Origin of the sequence: Oricola indica, assembly GCF_019966595.1 — a bacterium.
In the GTDB taxonomy this organism is placed as follows: Bacteria; Pseudomonadota; Alphaproteobacteria; order Rhizobiales; family Rhizobiaceae; genus Oricola; species Oricola indica.
In genome coordinates, this window is the sequence record NZ_JAINFJ010000001.1 from 790,246 (window position 1) to 806,331 (window position 16,086).

At 63.0% G+C, this 16,086-nt stretch carries 14 protein-coding genes; 5 read left to right on the forward strand and 9 right to left on the reverse strand.

From position 1 onward, the window contains the following. Positions 1-7: 7 nt before the first annotated feature. A complete protein-coding gene (locus LC343_RS03725) occupies positions 8-982 on the reverse strand; it encodes a zinc-binding metallopeptidase family protein (RefSeq protein ID WP_223475740.1) in 975 nt (324 codons plus the stop codon). A 164-nt stretch (positions 983-1,146) separates the two neighbouring features. Between LC343_RS03725 and LC343_RS03730 the strand changes: the two genes are divergently transcribed. The 3 genes from LC343_RS03730 to LC343_RS03740 are packed head-to-tail and all read left to right on the forward strand — an operon-like array spanning position 1,147 to position 4,920. After that, positions 1,147-1,986, forward strand: a complete 840-nt coding sequence (locus LC343_RS03730) for an HAD-IIB family hydrolase (RefSeq protein ID WP_223475741.1) — start codon at positions 1,147-1,149, stop codon at positions 1,984-1,986. Positions 1,987-1,990: 4 nt separating this feature from the next. Next, a complete protein-coding gene (locus LC343_RS03735; RefSeq protein WP_223475742.1) occupies positions 1,991-3,211 on the forward strand; it encodes a glycosyltransferase family protein in 1,221 nt (406 codons plus the stop codon). Between the two features lie 59 nt (positions 3,212-3,270). Next, positions 3,271-4,920 (forward strand): alpha-glucosidase, encoded by a 1,650-nt coding sequence (locus tag LC343_RS03740; RefSeq protein WP_223475743.1) that lies wholly within the window; start codon positions 3,271-3,273, stop codon positions 4,918-4,920. Positions 4,921-4,923: 3 nt separating this feature from the next. Here the strand turns inward: LC343_RS03740 and LC343_RS03745 are convergent, their stop codons facing one another. Further along, on the reverse strand, positions 4,924-6,669 hold the full coding sequence (locus tag LC343_RS03745; RefSeq protein WP_223475744.1) for a sugar phosphorylase: 1,746 nt from the start codon (positions 6,667-6,669) through the stop codon (positions 4,924-4,926). A 154-nt stretch (positions 6,670-6,823) separates the two neighbouring features. Here LC343_RS03745 and LC343_RS03750 point away from each other — a divergent pair, with 154 nt between their 5' ends. Beyond that, positions 6,824-7,978, forward strand: coding sequence for a 6-phosphofructokinase (locus LC343_RS03750; protein ID WP_223475745.1), 1,155 nt, complete (start codon positions 6,824-6,826; stop codon positions 7,976-7,978). Between the two features lie 7 nt (positions 7,979-7,985). Here LC343_RS03750 and LC343_RS03755 read toward each other — a convergent pair whose 3' ends face one another. The 3 genes from LC343_RS03755 to LC343_RS03765 form a co-directional block, all read right to left on the reverse strand. Next, a complete protein-coding gene (locus LC343_RS03755; RefSeq protein WP_223475746.1) occupies positions 7,986-8,474 on the reverse strand; it encodes a GFA family protein in 489 nt (162 codons plus the stop codon). A 127-nt stretch (positions 8,475-8,601) separates the two neighbouring features. Next, positions 8,602-9,102, reverse strand: a complete 501-nt coding sequence (locus LC343_RS03760) for an anthrone oxygenase family protein (RefSeq protein ID WP_223475747.1) — start codon at positions 9,100-9,102, stop codon at positions 8,602-8,604. 26 nt (positions 9,103-9,128) lie between these two features. After that, on the reverse strand, positions 9,129-9,758 hold the full coding sequence (locus LC343_RS03765) for an NAD(P)-dependent oxidoreductase (RefSeq protein ID WP_223475748.1): 630 nt from the start codon (positions 9,756-9,758) through the stop codon (positions 9,129-9,131). A 79-nt stretch (positions 9,759-9,837) separates the two neighbouring features. Here LC343_RS03765 and LC343_RS03770 point away from each other — a divergent pair, with 79 nt between their 5' ends. Further along, positions 9,838-10,428: a TetR/AcrR family transcriptional regulator gene (locus LC343_RS03770; RefSeq protein WP_223475749.1), complete on the forward strand. Its 591-nt coding sequence runs from the start codon at positions 9,838-9,840 to the stop codon at positions 10,426-10,428. Positions 10,429-10,432: 4 nt separating this feature from the next. Here the strand turns inward: LC343_RS03770 and LC343_RS03775 are convergent, their stop codons facing one another. The 4 genes from LC343_RS03775 to LC343_RS03790 all read right to left on the reverse strand — a co-directional run bounded on the left by LC343_RS03775 (position 10,433) and on the right by LC343_RS03790 (position 15,922). Further along, on the reverse strand, positions 10,433-12,337 hold the full coding sequence (locus LC343_RS03775) for a CHASE2 domain-containing protein (RefSeq protein WP_223475750.1): 1,905 nt from the start codon (positions 12,335-12,337) through the stop codon (positions 10,433-10,435). Positions 12,338-12,397: 60 nt separating this feature from the next. Beyond that, positions 12,398-13,213, reverse strand: coding sequence for a FecR family protein (locus LC343_RS03780; protein WP_223475751.1), 816 nt, complete (start codon positions 13,211-13,213; stop codon positions 12,398-12,400). A 10-nt stretch (positions 13,214-13,223) separates the two neighbouring features. Beyond that, positions 13,224-14,528, reverse strand: coding sequence for a tetratricopeptide repeat protein (locus LC343_RS03785; protein WP_223475752.1), 1,305 nt, complete (start codon positions 14,526-14,528; stop codon positions 13,224-13,226). A gap of 191 nt (positions 14,529-14,719) precedes the next feature. After that, positions 14,720-15,922 (reverse strand): pyridoxal phosphate-dependent aminotransferase, encoded by a 1,203-nt coding sequence (locus tag LC343_RS03790; protein ID WP_223475753.1) that lies wholly within the window; start codon positions 15,920-15,922, stop codon positions 14,720-14,722. Between the last annotated feature and the right edge of the window lie 164 nt (positions 15,923-16,086).

A 16,086-nucleotide genomic window follows, 5' to 3' on the forward strand; every position in this document is an offset into this window, starting at 1 on the left:
GCAGGCTCTAGGCCGCGTTGCCCCGCATCCAGCGGTGGACGAAGGCCAGTTTCTCGCGGATGACCGGTGTGAGCACGAAGGGATAGATATCCTGGAGCCCTATCGAGCGATTGACGTGATTGAGCGCGATGCCGAGCCCCGCGCCAATCGTGATCAGCCGCTCGGAATCGGACTCATCATAGGCGTCGTAATCCGGGCCCGTGACGTCCCGGTTCGAGAGGCCCGCAGCCGCGAAACTGTCGGTGATGTCGGTCAGATGCAGCAGATGCGCAAAGGTCTCGGCCCAGTCCTCGTGGGGATGGCTCGACGCATAGGGGCTGACATGGTTCTGGTTCCAGTCCGACGGCGGCCCATCGCGATAATGCCGCTCGAGCGCCTCCGAATAGTCCATCGTTTCGTCGCCGAACAGCATTCGGAACCGCTCGGTGAAGCCATATTGCGGGGCGAGCCGCTTGAAGAAGAAGAAATGACCGAGTTCGTGGCGGTAATGGCCGATCATCGTGCGCAGCCTTTCGCCGAGATCGGAGCGCCTTTGCGAGCGCTCGACTTCGTCGGCCTCCGCGACATTGATCGTCACCACCCCGTCCGCATGTCCCATCGTGACGGGAACGCTGCCATGCGTGGTGCTTTCCGAAAGAAGATGAAACTCCGGTCTCGGGCCGTCATCCGACGAGGTGAACCAGCCCCAGCGCGCGAGATTGGCAAGCACCCAGCGCTTCGCATGTTCGCTTTCGGCCCACAATGCGCTGTTCTCGCCTTGGAACGTGTCCGGGATCACCGTCGTCATCTCGCAGGACCGGCAAAGCGCGCCGTCGGAGGGAACCGCCCAATTGCAAGAGATCTTGTCCCTGTTGGCGCAACCCGCCGACAGCGGCACGAAGAGGTCGGCGTCGGGATCGAAGGCGACCGCCGCTCCACAGCCGCAAAAAAGGCTCTCGAAGGCGATCAATTCCCCGCAGACAGGGCAATTATGGATTTTCAAGATCGTTCTCCTGTCGCCGGACCCGGATGGTCCGGCCTTGCGTCGGTCACCGCCATGCGGTCCACACGCCACGCATAACACGGCGAGAGGCCTGACGGTTCCCTTTCGTCTGCGTTTCGCGAATAAGCGCTTTCCCGTCATTCGGCGGCACGGTAACAAGAAGCATGACCGGTCCACGGCGCATGCCTGCCCACTCCGCACCGCAGCTTATCGTTTTTTCCGATCTCGACGGCACGCTGCTCGACCACGAGACCTATTCCTTCGATCCCGCCCGCCCCGCGCTCAGCGAACTCGCAAATCTCGGCATCCCGCTTGTCCTCGCCAGTTCGAAGACCGCTGCCGAAATCGCCGATCTGCGCGCAGAGATGGGCTTCGCGCATTGCCCCGCGATCGTCGAAAACGGCGCCGGCATCCTCGAACCCGAAGGACAGGATGGAGGAGAGGACGACGACACTGTCCATCGCCGGCTGCGCACCGCGCTCGACGCCCTGCCCGCCGATCTGCGCGACGCCTATACCGGCTTTTCCGACTGGTCCGTCGAAGACGTGGCCGCGCGGACGGGGCTCGCGCCCGACGCCGCGAAAAAGGCCGCCGCACGGCGCTTCTCCGAACCGGGCCTGTGGACGGGCACCGAGGCCGGGCGCGCCCGGTTCGAGGCCGAACTTGAAAAAAGCGGCATCACGGCGCGTCAGGGCGGCCGCTACCTCACCCTCTCCTTCGGCGCCACCAAGGCCGCGCGCATGCGCGAGATCGCGAGCCGCTACGCATCGGACGGCGACCTCCCGCGCATGATCGCGCTGGGCGATGCGCCGAACGACATCGAAATGCTCGAAACGGCGGATATCGGCGTGATCGTAACAAATCCGCACGGCGCGGCGCTTCCCGCGCTGTCGGGCGAGGCCGAAGGACGAATTCGCCGCACCGCAAAATCCGGTCCGACCGGTTGGAACGAATCCGTTCTGCGGATAATTGATGAGATGCGGACATCCAGCGGAGCGCGATAACGACATGGCGGACTTTCACCAGAACGGCCACGTGGCCACGCTTCACAATCTTCGCGCCGACAATACCGGCACGCTGGAACGCGAACTGGAGGTTCTGTCGGCACACCGCAAGATCACCCTGATCCTGCCGTCCCTGTTTTCTGAACTGGAAGGCCCGGCGCTTGCCAATATTGTCGAGGAACTCTCCGGCGCGCGCTTCATCTCCAACATCGTCATCGGCCTCGACCGCGCCAACGAGGCGGAATACCGCCACGCCCGCGAGTTCTTCTCGGTCCTGCCGCAGCCGCATTCAATCCTTTGGAACGACGGCCCGCGCCTCAAGGCGATCGACACAAGGCTCAAGGAAGCCGGCCTTTCGCCGGAGGAGCCCGGCAAGGGACGCAATGTCTGGTACTGCATCGGCTACACGCTCGCGCGGCGCGATTCCGACGTTGTCGCGCTGCATGACTGCGACATCGTCACCTATTCGCGCGAAATGCTGGCGCGGCTGATCTATCCCGTCGCCAACCCGGCCTTTTCCTACCTCTTCTGCAAGGGTTTCTACGCGCGCTATGCCGGCGGCAAGATGAACGGCCGGGTCAACCGGCTGCTGGTCACACCGCTGCTGCTGTCGCTGGCCAAGACCGTCGGCCATCGCGACTACCTGACCTATCTCGCCGCCTTCCGTTACCCGCTCGCCGGCGAGTTCGCCATGCGCACGGCGATCCTGCCGGATATCCGCATTCCATCCGACTGGGGGCTGGAGATCGGCGTCCTGTCGGAAGTCTGGCGCAATCTGTCGACCCGCCTCGTCTGCCAGGTGGAGATCGCCGACGCCTACGATCACAAGCACCAGCCGCTGTCGCAGGAAGACCCGCAAAAGGGCCTGTCGCGCATGTCGATCGACATCTGCAAGGCGCTGTACCGCAAGCTCGCCACCGACGGCACGATCTTCAGCCAGGAGACCTTCCGCACCATCAAGGCGACCTACTACCGCGAGGCGCTGGACATGATCGAGGCCTATTACAACGACGCCCGCATGAACGGTCTCCACATCGACCGCCATACGGAGGAACGCGCCGTCGAGCTCTTTGCCTCCAACATCGTCGAGGCCGGCCAGACCTTCCTCGACAATCCGATGGAAACGCCCTTCATTCCCAACTGGAGCCGCGTCCAGGCCGCCGACCCCGACCTGATGCGCGACCTCGTCGAGGCTGTGAAGGCGGACGACGCGGAATTCGGCTGAGGCCGCCGACACAGTTCCAGACCGACGCGTTTCGTCCCCGGCATCGCCAAAGGACCCTCATGACACGCAAACCCTACCGCGACGATCCGGATTGGTGGAAGTCATCCGCCATCTATCAGATCTATCCGCGCAGCTTCTGCGACTCGAACGCAGACGGGATCGGCGACATCCCGGGCATCATCTCGAAACTCGATTATCTCGCGGATCTCGGCATCGGCGCGATCTGGCTGTCCCCGGTCTACACATCGCCGATGGAGGACAATGGCTATGACATCGCCGATTATCGCGACATAGCGCCGGAATTCGGCACGCTGGCCGACATGGACAGGCTGATCGCCGCGGCCGCTCAGCGCCGTATCGGCATCGTCATGGATCTCGTGGTCAATCACACCTCCAGCGACCACGAATGGTTTGCCGAGGCGCGGTCCTCCCGCGAAAGCCCGAAACGCGACTACTATATCTGGCGCGACCCCGCCCCCGATGGCGGCCCGCCCAACACGCTACGCTCCTATTTCGGAGGGTCCGCCTGGGCGTTGGACGAAGCGACCGGCCAGTACTATCTGCATCTGTTCGCGCCGGGCCAGCCGGATCTCAACTGGGAAAATCCGGACCTGCGCGCCGAGATATACGCCATGATGAACTGGTGGCTCGACCGCGGCATCGCCGGCTTTCGGATGGACGTGATCGACCTGATCGGCAAGGAGCCCGACCGTCAGATCCTCAACAACGGCCCGCGCCTGCACGACTATCTGAAGGAAATGCACCGGGAAACGCTGGCGGGTCGCAACGTGCTCGCCGTCGGAGAGACCTGGGAAGCGACACCTGAAATGGGCGTCCTCTTTTCGGGCCGCTCCAGCAACGAATTGTCCATGGTCTTCCAGTTCCAGCATGTCACCTGCTTCTGGGGCGAAGCGGGCAAATGGGATCCGAAACCCTTCGATCTCGTGGTCTTCAAGAAGGCCCTGAACGATTGGCAGCGCGCACTCGCATCCGATGGCTGGAACTCGCTGTTCATCTCGAACCACGACCTGCCCCGTGCCGTATCGCGCTACGGCGATGCCACGGACCACTGGCGCGAGTCGGCCACGGCGCTCGCCACGGTCAACCACCTGATGCGCGGCACACCCTATGTCTATCAGGGCGAGGAAATCGGCATGACGAATGCCGGTTTCACCGCGATCGACCAGTATCGCGATGTCGAAACGTTGAATCACTACGAGGAAACGGTTGCGGCAGGCGGAGACCCGAAGGCCTTTCTGGCCGGCGCCGCCGCCAATGGCCGCGACAACGCCCGCACGCCGATGCAATGGACCGCGGCAAAGAACGCCGGCTTCACGGCCGGTGTTCCGTGGATCGAGGTGAACGCGAACCACGCGACGATCAATGTCGAGGCGCAGATCGGCGACGAGAAATCCGTTCTGGCGCACTACCGCACGCTGATCGCTCTTCGGCAGAGCCACAAGGTCATATCTCTGGGCGACTACATCCCCTTCCTCGAAGACGATCCTCGATTGTTCGTCTTCGAGCGGCGTCTTGATGACACGCGCCTTGTCGTCGTCTGCAATTTCTCCGGCGAACCGACGGAGTTTGCGGTTCCGCCGGACCTGGAGACTTCGGGAGAATGTGTCGTTTTCAACCACACGCCACGCGACCGGGTCGCGGGCACGATGCATCTCGCGCCGTGGGAAGCCTTCGCGGTTCTCGCCTGAGGCCTATCCCCGGTTCGAGATCCACCGGCACTGATAGGGCGCGAAGATGATGTCACCGCGCGCGGGGTCGATCGCCTCGCCCGACAGCAGGTCCTTCCATGCCATGCCGGTGATCAGGTTGATCGACACCGCCGGGATGGAGATTTCCTCGTTGGTGACATTGTGGATCGCGAAGATCGACTGGTCGCGGTCGAGGCTCTGGCGCCAGAAGCCGAACAGCTTGTCACCGAATTGCAGCGTGAACTGCGTCGCATTCGGATGGAACGCCGACTGGCCCGCGCGCAGGATAATCCGGCGCTTCAGTTCCGCCAGCACGCGCGCATGCGTCGTGTCCGGATCGTCCAGCAGGCCGCGCAATTCCTCGTAATCCCAGCGCTTCCGGTTGATCGCCCTATTGTGCCCGGTCTTTTCCACGCCCTCGTGGTCGTTGCCGGTGCCCAGCAGCGAATGCACGTAGAATGCCGGAATGCCTTCCAATCCCATCATGATGGTCTGGCTGGCGATGAACCGTTCGAACTGCCATTCGTCGGGCCCGTCGACCGTTCCCTTCATCGCCTCGTAATAGGCGATGTTGAGTTCGTAGGCCCGGCGCGTCCCGTCAGGCATGGCGCGCATCGAGACCAGACCGCCGAAACGCTGCACCGTGGCGATCACGCTGTCGATCTCGTCCTCGGACAACAGGCCCTCCGCCGGCCGCATGCCGATCCCGTCATGCGAGGCGCTGAAATTCAGATAGGCACAGCCAAGCTGCGCCGGCGGCATCGCCATCTGCCAGGTGTTGAGATAGCGCGAGGTGCCGTTCAGCAGCGCATGCAGCATCAAAGGCGGCAGCGAGAAATTGTAGATCGCATGCGCCTCGTTGCGGTTGCCGAAATAGGAGAGGTTCTCGGCATTCGGCACATTCGTCTCCGTCAGGAGCACGATGCGTTCCTCGGCATAGTCGCACAACAGCCGCATCAGCCGCACGATGGCATGGGTCTGCGGCAGATGGATGCAACTCGTGCCGATTTCCTTCCAGACGAAGGCGACAGCATCGAGCCGAACGATGCGCACGCCATTGGCCACATGCAGGCGCATGATCCGGATCATGTCGACCAGCACGTCCGGGTTGGCGTAATTCAGGTCGATCTGGTCATAGGAGAAGGTGCACCAGACATGGCGCTTGCCGTTCGGCGTTTCGACCTCGCGCAGCAGGTCATGGGCGCGCGGACGCACCACGCTGCGGAGATCGTCCTCGGGCGACGCCTCGAAGAAATAGCGGTCATAGGGCTCGTGGCCCTGCAGATATTCGTTGAACCACTTCGACTGCGCCGACATGTGGTTGAGCACGAGATCCGACATCAGCCGGAAATGCTCGCCGATGCGGTTCACGTCGGCCCAGTCGCCGAGCGCAGAATTCACCTGCTCGTAATCGGTGACCGCGAAGCCGTCATCCGAGGTGAAGGGAAAGAACGGCAGGATGTGAACGCCGGTGATCGCGTCGGCGAGATAGCGGCGAAGGAAATCGTGCAGCAGGTCGAGCGGCTTGTGCTGGCCGTCGATCACCGTGTTGCCATAGGTGATGACCACGGAGTCCTTCTGCGACCACAACGTGTTGCCCGGCGGACGGACGCGTTGACGCGGCCCGCGACCGTCGGGCCAGAAGGCCTCGATGATCCTCCGCGCCAGATGCGCGGCATCCTCGTCCGGATAGATTTCCTTGACGAGCGACACCAATCGCGCCCGCAACTGCGAATTGACAGCGATCATCCGTCCCGCAAACCCTGGTGTCGCACTGCACAAAAATCCATCGTGCCCTGATTTTGACCTCGAACGCAAGAGCGGTTTGAAAAAGGCAAAACAAATCGATTTAAAGACAACCTGACTTGCTCTAACATTGCGGTCACGAAACGAGGAGGTCGACATGCATCTGGGTATCCTGACCGGCGGCGGAGACGTTCCGGGCTTGAACTCCGCCATCAAGGCCGTGGTGAACGAGGCGTTCGCCCGCGGCTGGACAGTCACCGGCTTCCGCTGCGGCTGGGCCGGTCCCGTCGAGACCGATCCGCTCGATCTCGAAGCCACCGCCGCCCACCGGCAGGAACTGACGCCGGAATTCGTGCGGTCGATCAACCGCTCGGGCGGCACGATCCTGCATTCGTCGCGCACCCGTCCGTCGCGCATGAAGGCCGCCGATCTGCCCGGCCACGTGAAGAAGACGGCCCCGCACGCCGATGAGGGCTATGTCGACGCGACCGATCATGTCCTGTCGGTGATCGATGCGCTGAAGATCGATGTCCTGATCGCGATCGGCGGCGACGACACGCTCTCCTACGCCGCCGAACTGCACGAGCGCGGCGCGCCGACCATGTGCATCCCGAAGACCATGGACAATGACGTCTTCGGCACCGACTACTGCATCGGCTTTTCCACCTGCGTCACCCGCTCCGTCGAGATGATCGCCAATCTGCGCACCACGGCGGGAAGCCATGAGCGTTTCCTGATCGTCGAGATGTTCGGCCGCAATTGCGGCATGTCGGCGCTCGGCGCCGGTTACCTCTCCGACGCGGACCGCACGCTCATCGCCGAGGTTCCGTTCGAGATGGAGCGGCTGGCCGAATTGCTGTCGCGCGACCGCGCGGCCAACCCCTCCAATTACACGGTCTGCATCGTCTCCGAAGGCGCGATGGAGAGCGGCGGCCGTATCATCGAGAAGGGCGAGGCCGACGCCTATGGCCACAAGAAACTCGGCGGCATCGGTGAACATATCGGCGTCAGCCTCAAGGATCTGACCGGCACCGACATGATGATCCAGAATCTCGGTTATCTGCTGCGCTCCGGCCCGCCGGACGCCGTTGACCTGACCGTCGCCAAGAATTTCGGCACCATGGCCGTCCACCTGATCGAGGAAGGCCGCACCGGCCTGATGATGTCCATCCGCGACGGCCACTACACAACCCAGCCCGCCAACATCTCCACGCAGGGCGAACACCGGGTCAATGTCGCATCGATGTATGATCCGGAAAATTACCGGCCGAAGATTTCGAAGGTCGAGGGCTCGACGCTCTATCTGCGATAGAGCGCGGTCACGCCTCGCCGATCACGTGATGGCATTCGAAGACCAATGGCTCGATCGGTGATCCGTCATTGGTCGCCGCGTGTTCGCCGAATGTGTTGAAGCCGGCCGGTATGACGGTGCCGACCTGCGCCACGTCGAGGAATATGTGCTTGGCATTTTCGGGTGAGCGCTCGAACCAGTTCGGATTGTCGAATGTGCCGCCAAACACGCCGGCGACAGCGGGAAACCGCTCGAAGGTCATGAACAGCTTCGTCCCGCAATTCTCGCAGAAATGGATATGGACTATCTTGCCGCTGCCCTCGGAACGATGATCATAGGTCCTCGGCTTTCCGGAGGTCACGGCAAATGCGTCCTTGTCGAAGATCGGTTCGACGAGATAGGCGCCTCCCGTGCCCCGCTGACAGAACCTGCAATGACAAAAGGTCACCCGCATCGGTTCGGTTGAGACGGCATAAGAAACCATTCCGCACAGGCAACGGCCGTTTTCTGTGGTCATCATGGAACTCCTTGGTTGGCTGATGAGCGTAGCGGAAATTCGGCGACCGACCTAGCGTCCATTCAACGAAACAAAGCGCCCATTCGAAACCGAAGAGGCGCCTTTTTCATCGTCGATGAGGCAGGGATCATGCGGCATTGCCTGCAAGCAGCATCGCTCCAACGAGGTAGCAAATCGCGGCGCCTGCGGACCCTGCGGTGCGAAAATGGTTCAGAGCCGTCCAGCGCTGCCCGTAATGGGCCCAGTATCCAAACCCCGCACTCTCCGTCAGTTCCAGCGCGTCGAGACGCTTGTTCATCGGCACATTGCCGGCCGCGGTCACTGCGAAAACGCCGAGAATGTAAAGCGCCGCGCCGGCGACCAGCCAGGCACCCGCCGCGCCGGTGGCCGAAACCGCGCCATAAGCCGCGATGGCGAGCGAGACCGGCACCATGCCGAGCAGCAGCACCATGAAAACCGAGCGGTAGACCTTGCGGTTGATCTCCTGCATCGCCTCCATGCCGGCCACTGGTGCCGAAGCGACAAGCGAACGCATCACGAAGTCCGAAAACGTCAGGAAGACGCCCGCGACGAGCCCCGTGGCGACCGACGCCGCCGCGAGCACCCAGGGAATGATCTGTTCGAACATTGTTCTGTCCTTTCCTGTGGTTGACGTCAGTTGGAGATGCCGACGGCGCGGCGCATATAGGTCGCGTCGCAAAGCTGCCGGGTGAGGAATGCAGCGATATCGGCGCGCGGGATCGTCAGTTTCAGCGAGCGCAGCTCCGGGCCGAAATTCTCCCGGAAACCGCCTCGCGCCGGACCGTCCGCGAAAGCGCTCGGGCGCACGATGGTCCAGTCGAGCCCGCTGGCGCGCACCAGCTTTTCCTGCAGTTCGTGATCGAGGAAGACCGGCCGCAGCAGCAGGCCGAACATGATCCGTTTCCAGAAGAAGTTCAGGTTGCTCCAGCTCTCATGCGCGCCCAGCGTCGACTGGCAGATCAGCCGGCGCACGCCATGCGCATGCATCGCCTGAATGACGTTCATCGTGCCCTGCGAACGGATCACGCTTCTGCGCGACATTCCCGCGCCCAGCGTGATCACCACCGCATCATGACCGCGCACCGCATCCGATACCGAGGCCGGATCCAGCGCGTTGCCCGCGAACAACCCCAGTTTCGGATCGTCGATCCCAAGCGATCCCGGCCGACGGGCAAAGGCCGTGACCTCGTGCCCCTCCTTCAACATGGTTTCGACGGCGAGCCTTCCGATCGTGCCGGTGGCTCCGAAGACGATGACTTTCATGATCCTGTCCTTTCCGGATTTTTCCAAGCTTGACACCGTGTCAAGTTGACATGGCGTCAATTAGAGTTACCTTGACACCATGTCAAGTGAAAAACCCGATACGAGAACCCGCATCCTCGATTCCGCCTGGAAACTTCTGGAATCCGGCACTGGCGGCGAGGTCCGTATGTCGGATATCGCCCGCGCCGCCGGCATCAGCCGCCAGGCGCTGTATCTCCATTTTCCAAAAAGGGCCGAACTGCTGGTCGCGACGACCCTGCATGTCGATGCGGTCAAGAACGTCGATGCCCGGCTCGCCGCGAGCCGCGCCGCAACCGGCGGCGTCGAACGCCTCGACGCGTTCATCGAGGCCTGGGGTAACTACATCCCCGAGATCTACGGTGTCGGAAGGGCGCTGATGGCCATGCAGGAGACCGACGCGGAAGCCCGCCACGCCTGGGAAAGCCGCATGCAGGCCGTGCGCGAAGGATGCGAGGCCGCCGTCAGGGCGCTCGAACGCGATGGCGTTCTGTCACCGGACCATCCGGGCGAACGCGCGACGGACCTGCTGTGGACGCTTCTGTCGGTGCGCAACTGGGAACAGCTCGTTCGCCAGTGCGGCTGGACGCAGAAAGACTATGTCGAAGCAATGAAACGGACCGCCCGCCAGACCCTTGTGCGGCAGGCATGACCAGTCAGGCGGCGGTCGGGCCATAGACGGTTACCGGACCTTCCACGCCGCGCAGCTCCACCTCGCCCAGCGCCGTGAGCCCGCGTTTCGAAAGCCCCGCCGCCGTCGGGCCGATCAGCATTTTCTGGCCCATTTTCTTTGTCTCGCCCTCCAGCCGGGAGGTCGTGTTGATGGTCGGGCCGATCGCGGTGTAGTCGACACGCTGTTCGGTCCCCATATTGCCGACGGAGCAGACGCCGGACTCGATCGCCGCAACGCATTCGATCGCCGGCAGGCCCTGCGCCTCGAGTTGCGGGTTGGAGGCCGCGACGGACGCGATGATCGCCTGCGCGCAATCGATCGCCCGGTCGGCATGGTCGGACACCTCCAGCGGTGCGTTCCAGAAGGCCAGCACCGCATCGCCCATGAACTTGTCCACGGTGCCTTCCCGCGCGAAGATCTCGCGGCTGGCGATTGCGAGGAAGTGGTTTACCACGGTGACGGCCTTTTCCGCGCCGAGCTGGCCGGACATCGCCGTGAAGCCGCGCATGTCGACGAGCATGGCCGTGATCTCGCGGTCCTCGACCTTCAGGGCCGCGGCCGTATCGGTCTCGGCAAGGCGCTTGACCACTTCCGGCGACAGGAACTGCGAGAACTGTTTCTGCAGCACGCCGCGCCGCCGCTCGGCCTCGCGGTAGAGCATATATCCGCCCGCCGCGCCCATGATCAGCAATCCGGCCGCCGGCTGGACACCGTCGAGCAGCAGGTTGCGCGAAGCGTAAGCGACCGCCCCGACGGCCACCGGCGCAAGAATGACAGGGCCGGAAAACAAAACGGCGAGGAACGGCCGCCGCGAAAAGGCGGTCAGGATGATCAGCAGCGCCAGCGCCCCGCCCACAAACAGGCCACGCTCGATCCAGCGGGCATGCGGCGCCTCGAACAGGTAGCGGCCGTTCAGCATTTGCGCCAGCAGCAGGGCATGGATGTCGGCGCCAAGCCGGTGCCCGCCGCGTGCGGTCAGGTGATATTGGTCGACGCCGGCGACATCGACCGCAAGCACTACGACCCGTCCGGCAAGCGCGTCCGACGGGCCGTTTTCGAGCAGGTCCTTCGCCGAGACATGCGGCACGCGCACAGTCGTATCGACGATGCGAATGCGTCCGTCCTCGCCGAGCGGCACGGTGGCACCGCCCGCGCGCACCGCGTCGGTCGCCACGCCCTCCAGCCGCAGCGTGTAGCTCGCCTCGCCCTGCGCGACCCGCAGCAGATCCAGGGCAAGCGTCGGCCACAGCCTCACGTCGGTTCCGTCACGTGTCTCCGCCCAGACCAGCGGCACGTGGCGGATCACGCCGTCACGCCCGGGAAGCGTGCGCACGATGCCGAGACCGGCCGATGCGTCGGCAAATGCCGGCAGCGGCGCGATGCCGCCCTGCACCGCGGCCGCCGCATTCGGATCGAGCCCGACCACCGTCCACCCCGCCTTGCTCTCGATGTCGAGCGGCCCGGCATTCGGGTCGAGCGACATGGCGAGCACCGACGGTGCGCGCAGCAGCGCCTCGGCAAGCGCCGCGTCGCTGGCGTCACCATCCGGCCCGCCCTGCGGTTCCGAGAAGAAGAGGTCGAGACCGACCGCCGCGACACCGCTCTGCGTGATCGCATCGACCACTTCTGCCACCTGCCGGCGCGGCCACGGCCATCGCCCGTAAGCGCGCAGGCTCGCCTCGTCGATTGTCACCACAGCGACCTGAGAGAAATCGAGAGGGATTGGCGCGGACGCCTGATAAAGATCGTAGGTTTTTTCGCGAAGCGTGGAAAACGTGTCGTTGAGCGCGACATGCCCCGCAACCATGATCGCTGACAAGGCTGCAAAGGACGCAAGAAGCCGGCTCAGCGTGGCATTTCGGGGCCGTGTGGATTTTCTTTCAGCCATGCCACGCGTTCGGAGTCGACGGGCCAACCTGAAACAGGACCGACCAGCCGTGTTTCTCGATCAGTAAGTAATGATATAACACTCGTCATATTCGGGGTCGCAATCGTCCCTGCCGCCGCCCGACGCGCCTCCCCCCAGCGGATCTCTGCCCTGGGTGTTTGTGCCCGGTCGCGGAAGCCCCCCATTATCCGATTTGCATGAGGCGCTTGCATTCGCGCTGGCACAATTCGCCTGGTCGTAGTTGCCGCCCGAAGAGGTCCCGCCGCCCTGTCCGGCCGGCGGCACCAATTGCCCGCCCGACTGTGTGTTGCGCGTGATGGTCAGTGTCTCTCCGTCGCTGACGCAGGACATGCCGGGATTGGTCACCGTACGCGTCTCGTCGCCGACCGTGCATTTCATGATACCACCACGCAGCGTAGTGATCGTCTCGCCATTGTTGCCATTGCCGTCGCCCTCGTCGACATAGGTGTCGACGATACCGCCGCGCACGACGAGAACGATATGCGGAGTGCGGACCTCGGAGCGTCCGCGCTTGGAGATCTGCCCGCCATAGATGCGCGCGAGACCGTTCGTCTGCCGCAACCGGATCGTACCGTTGCGGCGCGACGGATCGTAGACGAACTCATCGATGGTCAGAACCGCGTTCGGGCCCATCCGGGCCGTCGATTCGTCCTTGAAAACGATAACGCCGGAACCGGTGGCGTTTGCCGCCAGCTGGTCGCCGAGCGCAATGCCCGTACCATCGGTGACCCGCGCGCCGCCGCGCATGACCGTGGACTGTTCCATCGTCATGGTTCCGACGTCCTGGGCCTGCGCGCTCGCGACCGAGACCATGCAGACCGCGCCGGCCAGAAGATATTTGGTTGTTCCGAGCATCTGTTCGCCCTCAATTGATCTGGAAGGTCAGACCGCCCTTGACGCCCCAATACGCGCTACTGCGATCGAAGCTAACCGTCGAGTTCGTGTAGTCCGCCTCGCCGTAATAGACGCCGAAATCGAGGATCGTGTCTGTGCGAACCTGCACGGTGTGATTCCAGAACACCTCCCAGGCCTCCCGGTCGACGAGGCTCGCATTGGCGAAGAAGTCGACAAGCGAAGCGTAGTCGAGAACCTCGCCGTTGGTGTAGCGCACACCGCCCTCATGCACCCAGCTACGCCCGTCCTCGAACACCCACAAAAGATGCGACACGGAAGCGCCGACTTCATAGCCGCTGGTTTCGAAGTCGAAATCGCTTATGAAATCGAAGGCTTCCGGCGATGTCCCCCATTCGTAATAACCGTTCGCATAGAGGCCGAGCGCGATGCCGGCGGCGATGCGATATTCGCCCTGCACACCATAGGTCAGGCGATGATCGGTGTAATAATTCTGCGAACTGCCGAGCCAGCCGTAATCGACGAACGCCCACAACTGGCTTTCCACGCTGGGCCGCACCGATATCTGAGCCTTGGCCCCGTAGGTGTTGATCTGGCGGATACTGTTCTGCCGGTCGAATTCGGCATAGGCCGTCAGGTCCACCCTCAACGTATCGACGATATCCGGCAGGCCCTTCGAATAGGTCGTGTAGGCGCGTCCCTTGAACTGATCGAACTGGTCGTAATTGTTGTCGAAATCGGGATCGCCGACATTGCGGATGTACCGGATCATGCCGCCGAACCGGATCTCGTCGCTCGATGCGGTGTACAGATCCCGGATCACGACGCCGCTGATCGAACCATAGGGGACGGTTCCAGACCCATCGTTCTTGTCCGGACCGAGAAACGTGTCGACCGTTTCGGTGACATTCTTGTAATCGACACCGCCCGAAATCGTGAAAATATACTCCCAGCCCGACTGCGCGCGGTCGATCTTGGCCTTGAGCGCCTCGATCTCCTTCTCGAAAGCTTCCCAGCCGGCCGTCAGCAATGCCTGCTCGATATGGGCCGCGGCGAGATCGTAAGAGGAAATCTGGTAGTAGATCCGGGCCAGCGCGATACGCGCGCCGATATCGGCGGGATTGCGCAGAATCACTTCTTCCAGCGTCGATAGCGCCTGGTCGTACTGCCCCTGATTGACCGCTTCGACCACGAACCGGTCGAGCGCCGTCCGGCTGCCGATGTCGGTGACCCGCAGGTCGAATGCATTGTTATAGGACGCTTCGTCGGCCGCGGCAGGTGCGCCTGCAAGGACGGCCGGCGTCAAAAGCAGGACCAATCGTCCCGCCGCCACACTGTTTCGTACCCGCCTCATACGTCGCATCCGCCCTCTCGCATGCATGACCTGCGAGTTTATAAACGGTTAAATCGCAAAGACTCCAGTGCAAATCGGCAACAATCGTTCCTCAACGGCAAGAAAAAGGCACGAAAAATACGCCGGCGCGCAGTTACGCCGGCGAATTGCACAAATTAACGGCAGTTCGCGCAGAATCGCTGGATGCGGCCGCAGGCGTCCTCGAGCAGCTCTTCCGACGTCGCATAGGAGATTCGGAAATTCGGGCCGAGGCCGAACGGCTCGCCATGCACGGCCGCCACGCCTTCGCTTTCCAGCAGTTCCGTCACGAAGTCCTGGTCGTTCTGCATCACCTTGCCCGACGGCGCTTCCTTGCCCATCAGGCCGGCAACCGACGGATAGACATAGAACGCGCCTTCCGGCGTCGGGCATTCGATGCCGGAGGCCTGGTTGAGCATCGAGACCACGAGGTCGCGGCGGCCCTGGAAGATCGCCTTGTTCCGCGCGATGAAATCCTGCGGTCCGTTCAGCGCCTCGACGGAGGCCCACTGCGCGATCGAGCAGGCGCCCGATGTCTGCTGGCTCTGGATCATGTCCATCGCCTTGATGATCTCCATCGGCCCGGCCGCATAGCCGATCCGCCAGCCGGTCATCGCATAGGCCTTCGACACGCCGTTCATGGTCAGCGTGCGGTCCATCAGCCCCGGCTCGACCTGCGCCGGCGTGACGAACTCGAAATCGTCGTAGACGAGGTGCTCGTACATGTCGTCGGTCAGCAGCCAGACATGGGGATGGCGCATCAGAACGTCGGTGATCGCCTTCATCTCGTCGCGGTTATAGGCCGCGCCCGACGGGTTCGAGGGCGAGTTGAAGATCAGCCATTTGGTCTTCGGCGTGATCGCTGCCTCGAGCGCCTCGGCAGTCAGCTTGAACTGGTTTTCCAGCGTCGTCGGCGCAGGGACCGGCGTGCCGCCGCACAGCAGCACCATTTCCGGGTAGGAAACCCAGAACGGCGCCGGGATCACCACCTCGTCGCCCGGGTTCATCGTCGCCATCAGCGCGTTGAACAGGATCTGCTTGCCGCCGGTGCCGACGATGGTCTGCGTCCACTCGTAGTCGAGGCCGTTCTCGCGCTTGAACTTCGCCGCGATCGCCTTGCGCAAATCCGGGATGCCCGAGACCGGCGTATATTTCGTCTCGCCGCGATTGATCGCCTCGATCGCCGCTTTCTTGATGTTGTCCGGCGTATCGAAATCGGGTTCGCCCGCGCCGAGGCTGATCACGTCCCGGCCCTGGGCCTTCAGTTCCCGTGCCTTTTGGGCCACGGCGATCGTGGCGGAGGGTTTCACGCGGGAAAGGGTGTCGGCGAGGAAGGCCATTTCGATGTCTCCTGGGATGTTGTGCGGTCCGGTTCCGCATCGCGCGTGCTATCTGCGCTATTGATCGAAAATTCGCAAGCGTTGCGGCGGCTTCGCAAACGCGCTAACCCTTCGTTAACCATAAATTCATCGCTTCGGGGGCAATTTCGGGCGTGGTGGACGAA

What these genes read in the sequence shown, in the direction of transcription:
- LC343_RS03730 (WP_223475741.1), top strand. Translation starts at nt 1,147, where the DNA reads ATGACCGGTCCACGGCGCATGCCTGCCCACTCCGCACCGCAGCTTATC.
- LC343_RS03735 (WP_223475742.1), top strand. Translation starts at nt 1,991, where the DNA reads ATGGCGGACTTTCACCAGAACGGCCACGTGGCCACGCTTCACAATCTT.
- LC343_RS03760 (WP_223475747.1), bottom strand. Translation starts at nt 9,102, where the DNA reads ATGTTCGAACAGATCATTCCCTGGGTGCTCGCGGCGGCGTCGGTCGCC.
- LC343_RS03770 (WP_223475749.1), top strand. Translation starts at nt 9,838, where the DNA reads ATGTCAAGTGAAAAACCCGATACGAGAACCCGCATCCTCGATTCCGCC.
- LC343_RS03755 (WP_223475746.1), bottom strand. Translation starts at nt 8,474, where the DNA reads ATGACCACAGAAAACGGCCGTTGCCTGTGCGGAATGGTTTCTTATGCC.
- LC343_RS03740 (WP_223475743.1), top strand. Translation starts at nt 3,271, where the DNA reads ATGACACGCAAACCCTACCGCGACGATCCGGATTGGTGGAAGTCATCC.
- LC343_RS03750 (WP_223475745.1), top strand. Translation starts at nt 6,824, where the DNA reads ATGCATCTGGGTATCCTGACCGGCGGCGGAGACGTTCCGGGCTTGAAC.
- LC343_RS03790 (WP_223475753.1), bottom strand. Translation starts at nt 15,922, where the DNA reads ATGGCCTTCCTCGCCGACACCCTTTCCCGCGTGAAACCCTCCGCCACG.
- LC343_RS03765 (WP_223475748.1), bottom strand. Translation starts at nt 9,758, where the DNA reads ATGAAAGTCATCGTCTTCGGAGCCACCGGCACGATCGGAAGGCTCGCC.
- LC343_RS03780 (WP_223475751.1), bottom strand. Translation starts at nt 13,213, where the DNA reads ATGCTCGGAACAACCAAATATCTTCTGGCCGGCGCGGTCTGCATGGTC.
- LC343_RS03775 (WP_223475750.1), bottom strand. Translation starts at nt 12,337, where the DNA reads ATGGCTGAAAGAAAATCCACACGGCCCCGAAATGCCACGCTGAGCCGG.
- LC343_RS03745 (WP_223475744.1), bottom strand. Translation starts at nt 6,669, where the DNA reads ATGATCGCTGTCAATTCGCAGTTGCGGGCGCGATTGGTGTCGCTCGTC.